This window comes from Oerskovia sp. NPDC057915, assembly GCF_042887685.1.
Classification (GTDB): domain Bacteria; phylum Actinomycetota; class Actinomycetes; order Actinomycetales; family Cellulomonadaceae; genus Oerskovia.
Genome location: NZ_JBHVOS010000013.1, coordinates 90,210 through 106,474, shown reverse-complemented (window position 1 = coordinate 106,474; position 16,265 = coordinate 90,210). Strand labels below are relative to the sequence as shown.

The window sequence follows — 16,265 nt, the reverse complement described above, 5'->3', positions numbered from 1 at the left end:
CTCAGGCGGTCCAGATCTGCCACAGCCGCCACTCGAGGAACGCGACGGTGATCGCGGCGACCGCGAGCACGACCGAGCTCCAGCGGGTGCGTTCGGCGAACGCCCACACGGCGGCGACGGGCAGGATGAACAGGGCGGTGATCAGGTATCCCCAGAGCTTCACGGGGTCGCTCGCCGAGCTCCCCGTCGCGGCGAGGACGCCCGCGACGATCATCTGCAGGACGATCGCGCCCTCGATGACGGCACCGCCCCAGAGCTGCTTGAGGACGACGGCGCGGTTGCGGGCGACGAACCACCCGGCCCAACCGGTGAGGGCCGCGCACAGCGCGACCACGAGGAGGACGAGGGGGAGGACCACGACGCCGAGCCTACCGGCGTCCGGCCCGCGGGCAGGAATCGCCCGTCGCTCGCCCCACCGGTGGCCCGGGTCCGCGCAGCGGCTAGCATCGAGCCGTGGCTGAACTCACTCTCTCCAGCAAGAACCCGACCGGCGTGAAGGTGGACGCGCTCGTCGTCGGGACCCAGACGACGTCCGACGGCGTGGCCGTCGTGGGGGACGACCTCCCTCGCGACGTGGTCGCCGAGCTCGAGGCCCTCGCCCCCGTGCTGGGCATCACCGGTGCGCGCGACGAGGTGCGTACGGTGCCCGCGGGCGCTCACCTCAAGGCCGGCGTCCTGGTCCTGACGGGGCTCGGTGCCCGTGACGAGTCGGGCTCGTTCGCGGCCGAGACGCTGCGCCGTGCGGCGGGTGCCGCGGTGCGCGACCTCAAGGGTGCCGCGTCGGTCGCGGTGGCCCTGCCCGCCAAGGACGAGGCCGAGGTCGCCGCGATCGCCGAGGGTGCGCTCCTCGGCGCGTACTCGTTCACGCGCTACAGGGACGCGTCGGGCACGACCGGCTCGAAGCCTGCCGGCGTCGTCTCGACCATCGAGGTCCTCACGTCGCTCGCTCGCGGGTCCAAGGCGAAGGCCGCCGTGGAGCGTGCCGCGACGATCGCCGCCGCGGTCCACGCGACGCGCGACCTGGTCAACACGGCCCCGAACGACCTGTTCCCCGCGGCCTTCGCCGACATCGCGAAGGCTGCCGCGAAGGGCACTGGCGTCAAGGTCACGGTGCTCGACGAGAAGGGCCTCGCGTCGGGCGGGTACGGCGGGATCCTCGCGGTCGGCCAGGGGTCGTCGCGCGGCCCGCGCCTCGTCAAGGTGTCCTACTCCCCCTCGCGCCCGCACGCCAAGGTCGCGCTGGTCGGCAAGGGCATCACGTTCGACTCGGGCGGCATCTCGATCAAGCCTGCCAAGGGCATGGAGGCCATGAAGTCCGACATGGCCGGCGCGGCCGCCGTCCTGCACACCGTGCTCGCGGCCTCGAGGCTCGGCCTGCCTGTCGCGGTGACCGGCTGGCTCTGCCTCGCCGAGAACATGCCGTCGGGCACCGCGCAGCGCCCCTCGGACGTCATCACGATCCGTGGCGGCAAGACCGTCGAGGTCCTCAACACCGACGCCGAGGGCCGCCTCGTCATGGCGGACGGTCTCGTCGCCGCGGTCGAGGAGAAGCCCGACGTCGTGCTCGACGTCGCGACCCTCACGGGTGCACAGATGGTCGCGCTCGGTACGCGCGTCTCGGCCGTCATGGGGTCCGACGACGTCCGCAGCGAGGTCGTCGCGGCAGCAGAGGCGGCGGGCGAGCAGTTCTGGCCCATGCCCCTGCCCGAGGAGCTCGCCGCGTCGATGAAGTCGAAGGTCGCGGACATCGCGAACATCGGCGACCGCTTCGGCGGGATGCTCGTCGCCGGCCTGTTCCTGCAGGAGTTCGTCGGGACCACGCCGTGGGCCCACCTCGACATCGCGGGCCCCTCGTTCAACGAGGGCGCGGCGTTCGGCTACACGCCGGTCGGCGGCACGGGCGTCGCGGTCCGCACGCTCGTCGAGCTGCTCGAGGCACGCGCGGCGAAGAAGTAGTCGCCGGGCGGCCGCGTTCGGCGCGGTCCGCTCCTGGGAGACGGACGGGCACGACCTCTCGGGGTCGGGCCCGTCCGTCGTTCCGGCCGGCACCGGGTCCGGACCGCGCACCGACGTGGTCGGTCGCAGCCTCAGCGCATGACCCGGGCGTCGAGATGCGGCCAACCGGGGTCAGAGAAGGACCTCGACCCCACATGGCCGCATCTCGTCCGCTGGGAGCGCCGGCCTCCGCCGGCGGAGCGCGCACCTGCGGGCGGGTCGGCGCCTGCGGACGGGACCGGCGGCTGCGGGCGAGGTCGGCGCCTGCGGGCAGGACGGGCACCCGTGGGCGGGCTCCGCACCTGCGGGCGGGTCGGCGCCTGCGGACCGGCTCAGCGCTTGCGCTGCTTCGAGTTCCAGTCCCGCATGCGCTGGGGGTACCCGGTGAAGTTCACGTCGTAGACGGGGAGCTCGAGCTGCTCGGCGACCTTGCGCGCCGTCTTCGCGTCGGGGACGCGGCGCCTCGTCCACTCCCCCGTGGTCGCGATGAGCATGAGCGTCGTAGGGGTGTCGTTCGTCGGCGGCTCGATGTACGCCTCGACCCCCACCCGGGTGCGGGCGAAGTCGGCGAGGTGCTCGACGGTCGCGCGGCGCTGGTCCGCGGTCGACGGGGCACCCGCGGGGGCACCGGCACCGTTCGCGGGCTTGCGGGAGAAGAGCTGCGACAGCCTGGACATGGAGGAAGGGTACTTGCTCCGCCTGGAGCGTTCCTGGGATCGGGCTCGGTCCCTCCTGTGGGCGAGGAGCGGCGGGGCCGCACCCGGGTGGCCCACCCTCCGGGACCGTCCGGACCACGGGACGGTCCGGATGCCCGGCGTGGCTGTCTTGAGCATCACACGCAAGAGTGTGCGTTCCGATTGGGGTACGGCTGACCGAAGTGCCAAGATGTCACGAGAACTTTGCTCTCCCTCTTTTCGTATGCCTAAGGAGCTGCACGTGGCCGAGACCGGCACACCTTTCGACGTCCTCGTCCTGGGCGGAGGCAGCGGCGGCTACGCCACCGCGCTGCGTGCCGCCGAGCTCGGACTGAACGTCGCTCTCGTCGAAGCACACAAGCTGGGCGGGACCTGCCTGCACAACGGCTGCATCCCCACGAAGGCTCTGCTGCACGCCGCGGAGCTCGCCGACAACGCTCGCGAGGGCAGCGCGTACGGCGTCCTGAGCCAGCTGCAGGGCATCGACATGAACGGCGTGAACTCGTACAAGGACGGCGTCATCGCCGGGCTGTACAAGGGCCTGCAGGGTCTCATCAAGTCCCGCAAGATCACGGTGATCGAGGGCCACGGCACGCTCGTCGCCGCGGACACGGTCGAGGTCGCGGGCCAGCGCTACACGGGCAAGAACGTCGTGCTCGCCACGGGCTCGTACGCCCGCTCGCTCCCCGGGCTGGAGATCGGCGGCCGGGTCATCACGTCCGACCAGGCCCTGACCCTGGACTACGTGCCCCAGAGCGCGATCGTCCTGGGCGGCGGCGTGATCGGCGTCGAGTTCGCGAGCGTCTGGAAGTCGTTCGGCGCCGACGTGCAGATCATCGAGGCCCTCCCGCACCTCGTCCCGAACGAGGACGAGTCGCTGTCCAAGGCCCTCGAGCGCGCGTTCCGCAAGCGCGGCATCGGCTTCACGCTGGGCGACCGCTTCTCGGGCGTCACGCAGGACGACTCGGGCGTGCACGTGACCCTCGAGTCCGGCAAGACGTTCGACGCCGACCTCCTGCTGGTCGCCGTGGGCCGCGGCCCCCGCACCGCCGACCTGGGCTTCGAGGCGCAGGGCATCACCATGGACCGTGGCTTCGTGATCGTCGACGAGCGCCTCCACACGGGCGTCGGCAACATCTACGCCGCCGGAGACATCGTCCCCGGGCTCCAGCTCGCGCACCGCGGCTTCGCCCAGGGCATCTTCGTCGCCGAGCAGATCGCGGGCCTGAACCCGACGCCGATCGTCGAGTCGGGCATCCCCCGCGTGACGTACTGCGAGCCCGAGGTCGCGTCGGTCGGCCTGACCGAGGCCAAGGCCAAGGAGCTGCACGGCGCCGACGGCGTCGAGACGCTCGAGTACAACCTTGCCGGAAACGGCAAGAGCAAGATCCTCGGGACCACGGGCTTCGTCAAGCTCGTCCGCCAGAAGGACGGCCCCGTCGTCGGCGTGCACATGGTCGGCGCGCGCGTCGGCGAGCTCATCGGCGAAGGCCAGCTCATCGTGAACTGGGAGGCGTACCCCGAGGACGTCGCCGCCCTGGTCCACGCGCACCCCACGCAGAACGAGGCTCTCGGAGAGGCCCACCTGGCCCTCGCCGGCAAGCCGCTGCACGCCCACAACTGACCCAACGATCGAAGGAGACCCGAGAGGTCATGTCTGACAACGTGCAGATGCCCGCACTGGGCGAGTCCGTCACCGAGGGAACCGTCACCCGCTGGCTCAAGGCCGTCGGTGAGAGCGTCGAGATCGACGAGCCCTTGCTCGAGGTCTCGACCGACAAGGTCGACACCGAGATCCCCTCGCCGTTCGCCGGCGTGCTCGAGCAGATCCTCGTCCAGGAGGACGAGACCGTCGAGGTCGGCACCGACCTCGCCGTGATCGGTTCCGGCGCAGGCGCAGCCCCGGCTGCTGCCGAGGCCCCGGCCGCTCCCGCCGCCGAGGCCCCCGCGCCGGCCGCCGAGCCGGCCCCCGCCCCCGCGGCCGAGCCGGCACCGGCTCCCGCCGCACCGGCGCCCGCCGCTCCCGCTGCCGAGGCGCCCGCCGCCTCGGGTGGCGAGGAGATCAAGCTCCCTGCGCTCGGCGAGTCCGTCACCGAGGGCACCGTGACCCGCTGGCTCAAGGCGGTCGGCGAGACGGTCGAGGTCGACGAGCCCCTGCTCGAGGTCTCGACCGACAAGGTCGACACCGAGGTCCCCTCCCCCGTGGCGGGCACCGTCCAGCAGATCCTCGTCCAGGAGGACGAGACGGTCGAGGTCGGCACCGTCCTCGCGATCGTCGGCTCTGGTGCGGCAGCACCGGCTCCGGCCGCCGCCGCACCGGCCCCTGAGGCCGCTCCGGCTCCCGAGGCCGCTCCGGCACCGGCTCCGGCTCCCGCAGCAGCCCCGGCACCGGCCGCCCCCGCGGCGCCTGCCCCGGCTCCGGCGGCAGCTCCCGCCCCGGCCGCCGCTCCGGCAGCAGAGGCTCCCGCCGCTCCTGCGGCCCCCGCCTCGCGTGCCGCCTCCGGCTCGACCGGTGGCTCCTACCTGACCCCGCTCGTGCGCAAGCTCGCCGCGGAGAAGGGTGTCGACGTCGCGTCCCTCACGGGCACGGGCGTCGGTGGCCGCATCCGCAAGGAGGACGTCCTCGAGGCGGCCGCCAAGGCGGAGGCTGCCAAGGCGACCCCGGCACCTGCCGCTGCTGCGCCGTCGGGCTCCGCGCCCAAGGCCGCCAGCGTCCCGGCCGTCTCGCCGCTGCGCGGGACGACCGAGAAGATGTCGCGCCTGCGCAAGCTCGTCGCGACGCGCATGGTCGAGGCCCTGCAGACGCAGGCCCAGCTCACGACGGTGGTCGAGGTCGACGTGACCAAGGTCGCCAAGCTGCGCGCCAAGGCCAAGAACGACTTCAAGGCACGCGAGGGCGCCAACCTCACGTTCCTGCCGTTCTTCACGCTCGCCGCGGTCGAGGCCCTCAAGGCCTACCCGAAGATCAACGCGAGCATCGACGGCGACTCGGTCGTCTACCACCCGCAGGAGAACGTCGGCATCGCGGTCGACACCGAGCGTGGCCTGGTCGTCCCGGTCATCAAGGACGCCGGTGACCTCAACCTCGCCGGGCTGGCCCGCAAGATCGCCGACCTCGCCGGCCGCACCCGCATCAACAAGATCGGGCCGGACGAGCTGGGCGGCGCGACGTTCACGATCACGAACACCGGTTCCGGTGGCGCGCTGATCGACACGCCGATCGTCCCCGGCGGCCAGGTCGCGATCCTCGGCACGGGCACGATCGTCAAGCGCCCGGTCGTCGTGACCGACGCCGACGGCAACGAGTCGATCGCGATCCGTTCGATGAGCTACATCTTCCTGTCGTACGACCACCGCCTGGTCGACGGCGCGGATGCAGCCCGCTTCCTGGGTGCGATCAAGAACCGCATCGAGGAGGGCGCCTTCGAGTCCGAGGTCGGTCTCTGACCCTCGGAGCTCGCTGAGCCCACCACGCCGCAGGCCCCTCGACCCTTCCGGGTCGGGGGGCCTGCCGCGTTCCTGGCGGATCCCTCGCCGGGTGGCGCGCGGTGCTCCCGGGGGCCGTACCGTGGTCGGATGGACATCGTCGTGGCCGGGTCGCACGGTCTCATCGGTACGGAGCTCCTCGAACGCCTGCGGGAGCGCGGTGACACGGTGCGCCGTCTGGTGCGCAGGCCCCCGCAGACCGCGCAAGAGCACTTCTGGGACCCGGACGAGGACGCCCTGGACCCGCGCGCGCTCGAGGGCGCGGACGCCGTGGTCAACTTCGCGGGCGCCGGCGTCGGGGACCACCGCTGGACGTCCGGCTACAAGCGCACGATCCTCGAGTCCCGGACGCGCACGACGGGCCTGCTCGCGCGCACGCTCGCGCACCTCGACGCTCCCCCTCCCGTCTTCCTCCAGGGCACGGCCGTGGGGTACTACGGCGACCGGGGCGCGCAGGTGCTGACGGAGACGTCGGGACCGGGCGCGGGCTTCCTCGCGCGGGTCGTCACGGAGTGGGAGGCCGCGACCCGCCCTGCGCAGGACGCGGGGGTGCGGGTCGCGCACCTGCGCACGGGCATCGTCATGACGCCCGACGGCGGCGCGCTGGCCCGCATGCTGCCTCTCCTGCGGTGGGGGGTCGGGGGCAGGCTCGGCAGCGGCCGCCAGTACTGGAGCTGGATCACGCTGCGCGACCACGTCTCGGCCGTGCTGCACCTCCTCGAGACCGACGTGCACGGGCCGGTGAACCTCACGGGCCCGGCGCCCGCCACGAACGCAGAGGTCACCCGGGCGCTGGCCGACGCCCTGCACCGCCCCGCCGTCCTGGCCGTCCCGTCGGTCGCGCTCAAGGTTGCGCTCGGCGAATTCGCGTCCGACATCCTCGGGTCGCAGCGTGCCCTGCCCCGTGTCCTGGAGGCCAGCGGCTTCGCGTTCGAGCACCCGGACCTGGAGTCCGCGGCCCGCTGGGTCGCCGCGGGCTGAGACCCGTCCGTCCTTGCCCGTCCTCGACACTGACCCTGTCCTCCGTGCCGGGCGGCGGGCGGCGGGCGGCGGGCGGCGAGCCGCAGGCGGCAGGCGGCGGGCGGGCGTCACGCCACCGCGCTCACCCGCCATCCGACGTCGGTCCACCGCAGCGTCAGGCGAGCCGTCGACGGCTCGGTCGCCGCGACCGCCGTGACCGAGCCGTCAGCCGCCCGCTGGGTGTGCCCGGAGACCGAGTAGGTGACGTCGACCTGCGTCTCGGTCCCCGGTCGCGGCTCCGCGACGGGCCCAGGCACCGTGCGTCCACCGCCGTCTCCCGACGTGACGGCACGCGCCGCCATGACCGATGCCGTCGCTCCGTCGATGACGATCCCCGACCCGGCGACCTGGTCCAGGAGGTCGACGTCCAGGGCTTCGGCGGGCGACCCGGGGGCCAGGACGTCCGACGGCAACCGCTCCCCTGCGAGCAGCTCGACCCGGCGCTCCGTGAGCTCGACAGCGGCGCCTGCCGGGTCGTCGGCCCGGAGCGTCGGGTCGAGCACGGTGGGGTCGGCGGGGTGGGGGTCCGCGTGGTCAGGGTCTGCGGGGTCGGGGTCCGCGGGGTCAGGATCCGCTGGGCTCGGAGCGGTGGGACGTTCGGCGCCGGGGCGTGACGGGCCGGCCTGCGGGCCGACGTCCTCGCCTGCGCGGTGCGGACCGACGCCCTCGCCCGGGCGGTGCGGGCCCACGAGCATCACCCCCGTGACGAGCACGGCGCACGCGACCAGGACGAGGCCCGCGACGAGCGCGGGGTGGTGCCCGGCCCCGGAGGCCGAGCGACGTCGTCGGGCAGTGCGCTCCCGCCGCGTGCGCGACGGCCACCCGCCCGGGCCGGGGGCCACGCGGGCCGCCGGGGAGCCCCGACCGGACGCCCCCGCCGGCCGGACGACCGTGTCGTCGCGCGGCCGGTCCCCGTCGAGGGACGACCCCGTCCGGCGCGGGGCCCCGGGCCCCGACCGGGCGGCGATGGCCGCCGCGGCGAGCCGGGCGCCGTCGGGCATCACGATCGGGGTCGGGGACGCGGCCTCGAAGCAGAGCGCCGCGAACGTCCCGACCTCGGGCCGCGTGCGGGGGTCCGCACGGCAGGCCGTGGCGAGCTCGGCGTGCAGGGCCGAGAGCTGCGGGTCGGGCTCCTCGGCACCGTCGCCCGGGACCGTCGCGGCGGCGGGGAGCGGCAGGACGCCCCTGACGAGCTCTGCCAGCGACCTCACGTCGTCGGCCGGGGGCGCGGCGCACAGGTCGAGCGGCATCCGCAGGACGGCCCGTCCCTCGGCGTCGAGCAGGACGTCCGACTCCGCGACCCCGCCGTACGACAGCCCGGACGCGTGCAGCGCGGCCAGCGCCTGCGCGAGGGGCACGAGCAGGGTCACGGCCTCCCCGGCCTCGAACGGGCCCCGGCTGACCTGCAGGAGCGGCAGACCCACGCCCTGCGGCCGCGAGGAGATCCGTACGAGGCTCCCGGTGCCGGCCTCGACGACCTCCTCGACGCGCGCGAGATGCTCGTGGTCGAGCAGGCGCAGGGCGTCGAGCCGCTCGACCAGGACGTCCCTCGCCGCGGGCTCGGCGGGCACGTGCACCAGATCGACGTCGCGACACCACCCCGAGCCGTCGGAGACGACCCAGCGGCGTCCCCGCGCCCCGTCGGGTCCGGCGCCCTCGGCGTGCCCGACGACGGCCCAGCCGCGACGTGCCAGGAGGTCCTGGATCGCCGGAGGCGGCGCCGACGGGGCGGCACCCTCCAGAGCCCTCGCGCGGGAAGGGCGGGGTGCGCGGGGCGGGCGGACGCTCGACATCGCCCCATCCCAGCAGGGCACGGCCCGACGGACAGGTTGTCCACAGCCCGAGATCTCGACGCTGCCGGAGCGCGCCCTCGCGCGCCAGCCCGGTCAGGGCGGGCCGGAGGCCGCCGTCAAGGCAGGCGACGGGCCGTCAGGGCCGTCCACGGCCTGGCCCGGCCCGGCCCCTCAGACCTCGAGCCGCCGCCCGCTGCGCGCGCTCTCCCGCGCCACGTCCAGGACCTGCGCGGTCCGCACCGCGTCGGCGGGGTCGACGGGGACCGGCCCGCCGTCGACCCAGCCGGCCACCGCGCGGTAGAAGTCGGCGTGCCCGCCCGGGGCGCGCGGCACGGGCCTGCGCTCCCGCCCGCGGGTGACCCACCCCTCGGTGCCGTCGGGCGCCGCGTCGTCGAAGACCTCGAAGGGCGAGGCGTCGTTCTCGAACGTCGTCACGACGAAGGCCCCGGCGTCGCCGAGCACCCGTGTCCTGGGGCCGGGGGCACCCACGACCGAGGCCGCCCAGAGCCGGCTGACCACCTCGCGGCCGTCCGACGACGCGTGGTGGAGCGTCAGGAAGACGTCGTCCTCGGTCGGGGTCGTCAGGGCACGGAGCTCGGCGTACACCGACCGGACCGGCCCGAAGAGCTGAGTGGCCGAGTCGACCAGGTGCGGGCCGAGGTCGAGCAGGAGCCCGCCGCCGACCGGGTCGTTCTCCTTCCAGCGCTGCTGCGGCACGGGACGCCACCGCTCCCACCGGCGCTCGAACGTGTGCACACGCCCCAGCTCGCCCGATGCGAGCACCGACCGCAGCGTCAGCTGCTCGGGGTCCCAGCGCCGGTTCTGGAAGACCGTGAACGGTGTGCCCGCAGCACCTGCCGTCGCGACGACCGCTGCGGCCTGGGCCCCGTCGAGCGCGATCGGCTTGTCCAGCACGAACGGGACGCCGGCAGCGGAGACCTGCGCCGCGTGCTCGGCGTGCAGCGCCGACGGGCTCGCGATCACGACGACGTCGAACGCGCCACGGTCGCCGAGGAGCCCGGCGAGGTCGTCGTGCAGCCGCACGCCGGGCCAGTCCGCCTCGGCCGCCGCGCGACGCTCGGGGTCCCGGGCGACGACCGCGGTCACGACGAGCCCGGCCTCCCGCGCCAGACGGGCGTGGATTCCCCTTCCTGCCCCGCCGTACCCGACCAGACCGATCCGTACGGGCGTGCTGGCCCGGCCCCTTCGCTGCGCACTCGTCGTCGTCATGCCGACCAATCTATCCGCCGTCCCGGAGCACTCCCGAAGGCTGGCAGAATGTACCGAATCCTCCTGGAACTGTCGTTCTCGGCATGTGTCCGAGTTCGGGAAGGTCGTCCGTTGAGCACCAAGAGCACGAGCCCCACGAGCAGGAAGAGCGCGCGCCTGCGACGCGCCCTGCGCATCATCCTCATCGCCCTGGCGCTGGGGATCATCATCGCCAACGCGGTGAACCAACCGACGATCGAGGCGAACGAGGCCCCCGCGACCGGGACGGCCCTCGCGGCGCTCGAGACGCTCGACGTCAAGGGGATCGCGGCAGCGACTGGCTACGAGCGCGAGAACTTCGGGTCCGCCTGGGCCGACGTCGACGGCAACGGGTGCGACACGCGCAACGACATCCTCGCCCGGGACCTCACCGATCTCACGTACTCGACCCGCGACAAGCCGTGCGAGGTACGCACCGGGACCTTCGACGACCCCTACACGGGCGAGACGATCAGCTTCGTGCGGGGCAACAAGACCAGCTCGGCCGTCCAGATCGACCACGTCATCCCGCTCATGGACGCCTGGCGCAAGGGCGCGCAGTCGTGGGACGACGAGACCCGGCGTCGCTTCGCGAACGACCCGCTCAACCTGCTCGCCTCCGACGGGTCGGCCAACCAGTCGAAGGGCGCACGCGACGCGTCGGCGTGGCTCCCGCCCAACCACGCGTTCCGCTGCACCTACATCGCGCGCCAGATCGCGGTCAAGGTCACCTACGAGCTGTGGGTCACCCCGTCCGAGCACGACGCGATGGCCGCTGTGCTCGACGGCTGCCCGTCCGAGCCGCTGCCCACGGGGAGCTGACCGCGCGGACCGCGTCGGGCGACGCGCTGGGCGGCCACGCGTCGCTCCGCAGCCCCCGCCACGGGCCGGGACCCACCAGGAGCCCGCACACCGGACGGTGACCCATGAGCGGGTCCCGGACGAGCCTCCCGACGCGAGGCGGCCCGCCCGGGCCCGCAGCTCCTCAGGGTGCGCTGCGCCGCAGCGCGCCCGGCCACCAGACCGCTCGTCCGACGTCGTGCACCAGTGCCGGGACGAGCAGGCTGCGGACGATCAGGGTGTCGACGAGGACGCCGAACGCGACGATGAACGCGAGCTGTGCGAGGAAGAGCAGCGGGATCACGCCGAGCGCGGCGAACGTCGCGGCGAGCACCACGCCGGCCGACGTGATGACCGATCCCGTGACGGCGAGCGCGCGCAGCGTGCCGCGGCGGGTGCCGATGATCGCGGACTCCTCGCGGACCCGGGTCATGAGGAAGATCGAGTAGTCAACGCCGAGCGCCACGAGGAAGCAGAAGGCGTAGAGCGGGACGGTCGGGTCGGCACCGGGGAAGTCGAGCACGTGGTTGAACACGATCGCCGACACCCCGAGGGCCGCGCCGAAGGAGAGCACGTTGGCGGCCATGAGCAGGACCGGCGCGAGGATCGAGCGCAGCAGCAGCATGAGGATCAGCAGGATGACGACCAGGACGACCGGCACGATGACGCGCAGGTCGTGGTCGCCCGCGATCTGGGTGTCGAGGCGCTGGGCGCTCGCCCCGCCCACGACGGCGTCGGGAGAGACCTCGTGCACGGCGTCGCGCAGCGCGGCGACCGTGGTGGTCGCGGCGTTGGTGTCGCTCGGGTCCTCGGTCACGACGTCGACGCGGACGTCGCCGTCGACGACGAGGGGCGGTCCCTGCGAGGGGGCGCCGGGTGCTCCGCCCGTGCCGCCCTCGGTCACGGCGGCGGCCGAGGCGACGCCCTCGGTGGCCGTGGCGGCCTGGAGCACGGCGTCGAGGTCGGCCTCGGGGGCGATCACGATCGCGGGCTGGACGCCCACTCCCCCGAAGTGCTCCTCGAGGACCTTCTCCCCGTCGACCGAGTCGACCTGGGTGAGGAACACGTCGGAGTCGCTCGTGCCCTCGGCCCGGAACGTGGGCACGAAGGCCGCGCACCCCGCGAGGACGAGTGCCGTGACGATCCACACGGCACGGTCACGGCGTCCGACGAAGCTCGCGACGCGGGACCAGATCCCGTGGCCCGCGACGTGGACCTCGACGTCGTGGCTCGCGGCGAGGGCGACGTCACGGGTCGCGGCCGGAGCGGCCGGAGCGGCCGCACCTGCGGGACGGGCGGCTCCCGCATCGACCGCGGCGGGACCTGCGGCCTCGTCGGCGGCAGCGGGGTCGTAGGCGGGCTTGCGCGGCCAGAAGATGCCCCGCGAACGCTTGCCGCCGACCACGAGCAGCGCGGGCAGGAACGTGAGCGCGCCGAGGAACGCGGCCGCGATGCCGATCGCCCCGACGGGCCCGAGGGAGCGGTTGGAGGCGAGGTCGGACAGCAGCAGGCAGAGCAGGCCCGCGATGACGGTCCCGGCCGAGGCGGCGATGGGCTCGATCGAGGCGCGCAGGGCGCGGCGGACGGCCGTGTAGGGGCTCTCGACGGCGCGAAGCTCCTCGCGGTACCTCGCCACGACGAGCAGCGAGTAGTCGACCGCGGCGCCCACGACGAGGATCGAGAGGATTCCCTGCGCCTGCCCGTTGAGCGTCAGCGTGCCCGCGTCCGCCAGGAGGTAGACGACCAGGCCCGCGAGGCACAGCGCGAAGACCGCGGTGAGGATCACCATGAACGGCAGGATCGGCGAGCGGTACACGATCGCGAGGATGATCAGCACGGCACCGAGCGCGACGAGCAGCAGGACCGTGTCGATCCCGCCGAACGCGTTGACGAGGTCCGCGACGAAGCCCGCGGGTCCGGTGACCCAGGCTTGCAGGCCCGAGTCGGCGAGGGTGGTCTCGAGCTCGGCGCGGATCTCGGCGACCACGGCGTTGTTGACGCGCTCGTCGTTCGCCATGAGGTCCGAGGACTTCGACGCGTCGAGCGACGCGACGATCATCGCGGCCTCGCCGTCCTGCGAGGGCACCACGACGGGCTCGGCCGTGAGCGCGTCCCCGACGGTCTGGGGGTCTCCGGGGCCGGCGCCGGTGAGCGGGAGCGCCGGCAGGTCGGCGGCGACGGTCTGCAGGGTCTCGAGCTGCTGGGGCGTGACGGCCCCGCCGTCGGTGGGGACGGCGACGACGAGCGCGGGCAGGGACTCGTCGGACACGAAGGCCTGTGCCTTCTCGGCCGCACGGGTGGACTCGGCGCTCGACGGGAGGAAGGCCGCTGAGTCGTTGGTCTGGACGGTGCTGAGCTTGCCCTGCGCCTGGCCTCCGAGCGCGCCGATGGCGAGCCAGACGCCCAGCACTGCGACAATGACCAGGCCTCGGAGCACACCACTCCAGCGATTACTCAGCATGCTGAGTACTATTGACGACGGAGGTCTCAGACGCAAGTGGACGCAAACCCGGTCAGCAGGGAACCGAAGGACTGGCCCACCGGCCGGCTCCTGTCGGCGGTGACCCGCCGGATCGAGCGTGAGTGGAACCACCACCTCGACGGCTGGGACCTCAACCACGCCTCGATGCCCGTCCTGCTGCACCTGCTCGCAGGCCCGCGCACCCAGCGTCAGCTAGCGGCCGAGTCGCACATCACCGAGCAGACCATGAGCCGCATCCTGGCGCGCCTCGAACGCTCGGGGTACATCACGCGCGAGGACGACGTGAACGACCGTCGCCGGCGCGCCGTCGCGATCACCCCGAGCGGGCGCACCGCAGCGCTCTCCGCCGCGAGCCCGCGCCCGGCCGAGGAGCTGAGCACCCGGGGCCTGAGCGAGGAGCAGATCGCGACGCTGCGTGAGATCCTCATCACCATGGTCGAGGCCCACCCTCGACCGGGTGAGGGCTAGCCTGACCGCATGCACCTGCGCACCGAGGGCCCCGGTCTCACCGACTACCAGGTTGCCTGGGACCTCCAGCGCCAGGTCCACCAGGACGTCGTGGACGGGCTCGCACCGGACACCGTGATCCTCGTGGAGCACCCGAGCGTCTACACCGCAGGCAGGCGCACCAACCTCGCCGACCGGCCCGACGACGGCACGCCCGTCGTCGACGTCGACCGCGGCGGGAAGATCACCTGGCACGGGCCGGGACAGCTCGTGGCCTACCCGATCGTCCGGCTCGCCGAGCCCGTCGACGTCGTCGCCTACGTGCGCGCGCTCGAGAGCGCGGTCATGGACGTCTGCGCCGCGCTGGGACTGGCGACCCACCGCGTCGAGGGGCGCAGCGGCGTGTGGCTGGCCGCGACCCCGACCCGTCGGGAGCGCAAGGTCTGCGCGATCGGCGTACGTGTCGCGCGCGGCGTGACCATGCACGGCCTCGCGCTCAACTGCTCCCCCGACCTGGGCGAGTTCTCCCGGATCGTTCCGTGCGGCATCTCGGACGCCGACGTGACGTCCCTGACGCTCGAGACCGGGCGTCGGGTCACGATCGACGAGGCCACGCCGCTCCTGGTCGACGCGCTGCACGAGCACCTGGAGCCTCTGCTGGCGGCGAGCCCGGCCGCGAGCCCCTCGGGCACTCCCTGACACGGGAGTCCGCCCGGGCGCGCAGGTGACGCGCACCTCTCCCCTTTCGAGCCCTTCGCCGCTAGAATGGGTCCACCTCAAGGGAATCATTGCGCAACCGGAGTACGGGTGGGTCGGTGCGCGGAACGGTAGACCCCTGAAGGACCCTCATGACCCGCACTCCCAGCCCTCTCGCGCCCGCGCGCCCCGTCGCTGCTGACGGCGCGGCCGACGCACCGCCGCAGGCTCCCGAGCCCGCCGAACCCCGCCGCGGCACCCTCGCCACGTACGGCGAGCTCCCCCGCCTGGCCGGCAAGGCGTTCCTGCCCATCGCGTTCCTCGCACGCCTGCCGTTCTCGATGATCACGATCGGCACCCTCCTCCTGGTCACGACGACCACGGGCTCGCTCGCCCTCGGCGGGCTCGCGAGCGCGGCCGCCGCCGTCGGCACGGCCCTCGGCGGCCCCACCCAGGGATCCCTCGCGGACCGGGTCGGCCAGCGCAAGGTGCTCCTCGTCGTCGTGCCCCTGAACGTCCTGGCGGTCGTCGCGCTCGTCCAGGCCGCGAGCACCGACGCGGCGTCGGGCGTGATCCTCGGCTCCGCAGCGCTCGTGGGCGCGTTCGCCCCGCAGGTGGGGCCGCTCGCTCGCGTGCGCTGGATCGCCATGACCCAGCACCGCCCCCGCACGCTCCTCGCCGCGATGGGCTACGAGAGCACGGCCGACGAGATCGGCTTCGTGCTCGGCCCGGCCCTCGTCGGGATCCTCGCGAGCGTGTGGTCCCCGCAGGCCGCGATGCTGTTCGCCGCCGCGGTGTGCGCGGTCTTCGGCCTGGCCTTCGCCCTGCACCCGACCGCGACCCCGGGCGCCCCCAAGCCCTCCGCCGCGGCGCAGGCCGCAGCCGGTGCCGACGCCCACGGCTCGTTCGTCGGGCTCCTGCGCCGCGTCCTGGTACCCGTCCTCGGGATGCTCGCCATGGGCATGCTCTTCGGCAGCACCCAGACGGCCGTCACGTCGTTCATGCGCGACGCGGGCGCCGAGGAGCAGGCCGGCCTGGTCTACGCGGTGCTCGGCTTCGGGTCGGCCATCACGGCGCTCGCCGTGGTCGCGCTGCCCGCGAGCTTCGGCGCACGCTCGCGCTGGGTCTCGTTCGCCTCGGGCCTCACGGTGACCGCGGTCCTCGCGTTCCTCGCGGGCGGCAGCGGGTCGCTCGGCGCGCTGATCGGCGCGCTCGCGCTGCTGGGCCTGTTCGTCGGCCCAGTCATGGTCACGATCTTCACCGTCGGCGGCGACCTCAGCCCGAGCAGCCGCAGCGGAGCCGCCATGACGATGCTCGCGAGCGCGAACGTCGTGGGCGTGGCGCTCGGCGCGAGCGTCGGCGGCCAGGTCGCCGAGGGCGTCGGGACCGCGGCCGCGTTCGCGCTGCCGGCCGTCGCCGCGGTGCTGCTCGTCGTGACGGGGCTGTCGCTCAGGTCACGTCCGGCCCACGTGGACACCACCACCCTCCCGCAGGCTCCTGGCGTAGTCTGACTTTCACCCGATACCGGGCACGACTCCAGGGGGCCACCGCCCACCACGGACT

The 16,265-nt window shown here is 73.8% G+C and carries 13 protein-coding genes; 8 read left to right on the top strand and 5 right to left on the bottom strand.

Annotated features, from left to right (window positions below; translation table 11 throughout):
* Position 1 precedes the first annotated feature (1 nt).
* A complete protein-coding gene (locus tag ACFVQ3_RS10650; protein ID WP_387638491.1) occupies positions 2-358 on the bottom strand; it encodes a hypothetical protein in 357 nt (118 codons plus the stop codon).
* Between the two features lie 95 nt (positions 359-453).
* Between ACFVQ3_RS10650 and ACFVQ3_RS10645 the strand changes: the two genes are divergently transcribed.
* Complete coding sequence (locus ACFVQ3_RS10645; RefSeq protein WP_387638489.1) at positions 454-1,956, top strand: leucyl aminopeptidase; 1,503 nt, start codon at positions 454-456, stop codon at positions 1,954-1,956.
* Between the two features lie 371 nt (positions 1,957-2,327).
* On the opposite strand, the gene ACFVQ3_RS10640 is transcribed toward ACFVQ3_RS10645, so the two are convergent.
* The gene (locus tag ACFVQ3_RS10640; protein ID WP_387638486.1) at positions 2,328-2,672 is read right to left on the bottom strand and encodes an oxidoreductase; all 345 of its coding nucleotides are present in this window, start codon (positions 2,670-2,672) and stop codon (positions 2,328-2,330) included.
* 259 nt (positions 2,673-2,931) lie between these two features.
* Here ACFVQ3_RS10640 and lpdA point away from each other — a divergent pair, with 259 nt between their 5' ends.
* The 3 genes from lpdA (at position 2,932) to ACFVQ3_RS10625 (ending at position 7,157) form a co-directional block, all read left to right on the top strand.
* A complete protein-coding gene (lpdA, locus tag ACFVQ3_RS10635; protein ID WP_387638484.1) occupies positions 2,932-4,314 on the top strand; it encodes a dihydrolipoyl dehydrogenase in 1,383 nt (460 codons plus the stop codon).
* A 29-nt stretch (positions 4,315-4,343) separates the two neighbouring features.
* Positions 4,344-6,137 carry a 2-oxoglutarate dehydrogenase, E2 component, dihydrolipoamide succinyltransferase gene (gene sucB / locus ACFVQ3_RS10630; protein ID WP_387638481.1) on the top strand — a complete coding sequence of 598 codons (1,794 nt, stop codon included), beginning with the start codon at positions 4,344-4,346 and terminating at the stop codon, positions 6,135-6,137.
* Between the two features lie 129 nt (positions 6,138-6,266).
* Positions 6,267-7,157: a TIGR01777 family oxidoreductase gene (locus ACFVQ3_RS10625; RefSeq protein ID WP_387638479.1), complete on the top strand. Its 891-nt coding sequence runs from the start codon at positions 6,267-6,269 to the stop codon at positions 7,155-7,157.
* A 107-nt stretch (positions 7,158-7,264) separates the two neighbouring features.
* On the opposite strand, the gene ACFVQ3_RS10620 is transcribed toward ACFVQ3_RS10625, so the two are convergent.
* Together ACFVQ3_RS10620 and ACFVQ3_RS10615 are read right to left on the bottom strand one after the other, a co-directional pair.
* A complete protein-coding gene (locus ACFVQ3_RS10620; RefSeq protein ID WP_387638476.1) occupies positions 7,265-8,989 on the bottom strand; it encodes a hypothetical protein in 1,725 nt (574 codons plus the stop codon).
* A gap of 171 nt (positions 8,990-9,160) precedes the next feature.
* Positions 9,161-10,219: a Gfo/Idh/MocA family protein gene (locus ACFVQ3_RS10615; RefSeq protein ID WP_387638473.1), complete on the bottom strand. Its 1,059-nt coding sequence runs from the start codon at positions 10,217-10,219 to the stop codon at positions 9,161-9,163.
* A gap of 111 nt (positions 10,220-10,330) precedes the next feature.
* On the opposite strand from ACFVQ3_RS10615, the gene ACFVQ3_RS10610 reads away from it, so the two are divergent.
* Entirely contained in the window at positions 10,331-11,059 is a 729-nt protein-coding gene (locus ACFVQ3_RS10610) for an HNH endonuclease family protein (protein WP_387638470.1), read from the top strand.
* A 163-nt stretch (positions 11,060-11,222) separates the two neighbouring features.
* Here ACFVQ3_RS10610 and ACFVQ3_RS10605 read toward each other — a convergent pair whose 3' ends face one another.
* On the bottom strand, positions 11,223-13,538 hold the full coding sequence (locus ACFVQ3_RS10605; RefSeq protein WP_387638468.1) for an MMPL family transporter: 2,316 nt from the start codon (positions 13,536-13,538) through the stop codon (positions 11,223-11,225).
* A 99-nt stretch (positions 13,539-13,637) separates the two neighbouring features.
* Here ACFVQ3_RS10605 and ACFVQ3_RS10600 point away from each other — a divergent pair, with 99 nt between their 5' ends.
* The 3 genes from ACFVQ3_RS10600 to ACFVQ3_RS10590 all read left to right on the top strand — a co-directional run bounded on the left by ACFVQ3_RS10600 (position 13,638) and on the right by ACFVQ3_RS10590 (position 16,213).
* Positions 13,638-14,027, top strand: coding sequence for a MarR family winged helix-turn-helix transcriptional regulator (locus tag ACFVQ3_RS10600; protein WP_387638466.1), 390 nt, complete (start codon positions 13,638-13,640; stop codon positions 14,025-14,027).
* Between the two features lie 9 nt (positions 14,028-14,036).
* Positions 14,037-14,705 (top strand): lipoyl(octanoyl) transferase LipB, encoded by a 669-nt coding sequence (gene lipB, locus ACFVQ3_RS10595; RefSeq protein WP_387638463.1) that lies wholly within the window; start codon positions 14,037-14,039, stop codon positions 14,703-14,705.
* A 149-nt stretch (positions 14,706-14,854) separates the two neighbouring features.
* A complete protein-coding gene (locus tag ACFVQ3_RS10590; RefSeq protein WP_387638460.1) occupies positions 14,855-16,213 on the top strand; it encodes an MFS transporter in 1,359 nt (452 codons plus the stop codon).
* Positions 16,214-16,265: the final 52 nt, after the last annotated feature.

Excerpts from the sequence above, each read along its gene's own strand:
- ACFVQ3_RS10640 (WP_387638486.1), bottom strand. The coding sequence starts at position 2,672 with ATGTCCAGGCTGTCGCAGCTCTTCTCCCGCAAGCCCGCGAACGGTGCC.
- sucB (WP_387638481.1), top strand. The coding sequence starts at position 4,344 with ATGTCTGACAACGTGCAGATGCCCGCACTGGGCGAGTCCGTCACCGAG.
- ACFVQ3_RS10625 (WP_387638479.1), top strand. The coding sequence starts at position 6,267 with ATGGACATCGTCGTGGCCGGGTCGCACGGTCTCATCGGTACGGAGCTC.
- ACFVQ3_RS10620 (WP_387638476.1), bottom strand. The coding sequence starts at position 8,989 with ATGTCGAGCGTCCGCCCGCCCCGCGCACCCCGCCCTTCCCGCGCGAGG.
- ACFVQ3_RS10615 (WP_387638473.1), bottom strand. The coding sequence starts at position 10,219 with ATGACGACGACGAGTGCGCAGCGAAGGGGCCGGGCCAGCACGCCCGTA.
- ACFVQ3_RS10605 (WP_387638468.1), bottom strand. The coding sequence starts at position 13,538 with ATGCTGAGTAATCGCTGGAGTGGTGTGCTCCGAGGCCTGGTCATTGTC.
- lipB (WP_387638463.1), top strand. The coding sequence starts at position 14,037 with ATGCACCTGCGCACCGAGGGCCCCGGTCTCACCGACTACCAGGTTGCC.
- ACFVQ3_RS10590 (WP_387638460.1), top strand. The coding sequence starts at position 14,855 with ATGACCCGCACTCCCAGCCCTCTCGCGCCCGCGCGCCCCGTCGCTGCT.